The organism is Parendozoicomonas sp. Alg238-R29 (assembly GCF_947331445.1).
In the GTDB taxonomy this organism is placed as follows: Bacteria; Pseudomonadota; Gammaproteobacteria; order Pseudomonadales; family Endozoicomonadaceae; genus Sansalvadorimonas.
Genome location: NZ_CAMZOG010000225.1, coordinates 1 through 1,091, shown reverse-complemented (window position 1 = coordinate 1,091; position 1,091 = coordinate 1). Strand labels below are relative to the sequence as shown.

1 protein-coding gene is annotated in these 1,091 nt (G+C 48.8%); it reads right to left on the bottom strand.

Annotation, left to right across the window (positions count from 1 at the left end; translation table 11 throughout):
- Positions 1-983: IS4 family transposase (locus QMA35_RS21765; protein WP_281649227.1), on the bottom strand; the 983-nt coding region annotated here is incomplete at its 3' end.
- Positions 984-1,091 lie beyond the last annotated feature (108 nt).

Below are 1,091 nucleotides of genomic sequence, written 5' to 3'. Positions count from 1 at the left end.
TCTCTGAAGTCGACTTCTATCTGCCAGCGTTTTTTGTAAAGCTTTTTTAATTCACCTTTGGGTGCAATTTTCGGGCATAGCAGTGTGGTAATCAGCGTGCGACCACCGGTGTGCAGTTCACGAATTGCCAATTCATTCGGTGCACTGTCGTAATCCTGTTGCGTTATCCAATCGGGTTTCTTCGCTGGTTTCGTCAGTTGAATAATATGATCTTTTGATCCGAGGCTTTGCCCTTTCTGAAAATCTGTTCCTCTGCGGCGGACACCCATCTGCTCAAAAACACCGTCCATGCCGTTGGCTACCAAAGACGCCAACAGGAAAAAAGTCCCAAAAAAGGCATCTCCCAACACGAGGTCGCCGGTCTGGAATGTGGGAAAGACCTTACGCAGCAGGGATTGCTCATCAGAGCCCTTACCTTTACAAGGGCCAATGGCGGCATTGAGAACAGCCCCACTGGACAGGCAAATCACGCCAAGTACACGACAAACTGGAAAACCCAGCCCCGGCTTTTGTGTACCAGACTGTGGGTATTTTTCCTGATTACGGGCCGTATCCTGCATGCTGACAGTGGTTCCATCAATCAAGCGCACTCGGCGATTGCGCCATCTCCAGGCCTCTCGCACCTGCTGATCCATAAGATCCCCCGACTGGCTTACCAGATTGGAAATGAGAGAAACAGGCAAGCGCATTCTGGCCTGGCAGTATCCTCCCGTAGAAGTACTGACAGGTTGGGAATGTTGAACGGCTTTATGCACAGCCAGATTGTTCACAGCATTTTGGCAAGAACGATCTGTCCCCAGAGCTTGCGCCATGAACATCGACAAGGTTTTTATGGGTGGGTATATACGCTCTCTGTGCGCAGGCAGGGTTGTTGCCATGTCGGGAGTTTCCAGCAAGCGACAAAACGTATCGACGGTGGTGCTGGCTGCATATGTTTGTAATCTTTGTTGTTGTCGGAAGGCTTGTTTGCTATTACTACGCATGAAAATCAGTTCTGTTATAAGTTGGATGGCTTGGTCGCAATCCAGTTTATCAACAGACTGATTTTCATCAATTAAAACAACTGGTTAGCTCTTAAGTAAGTGCCATTC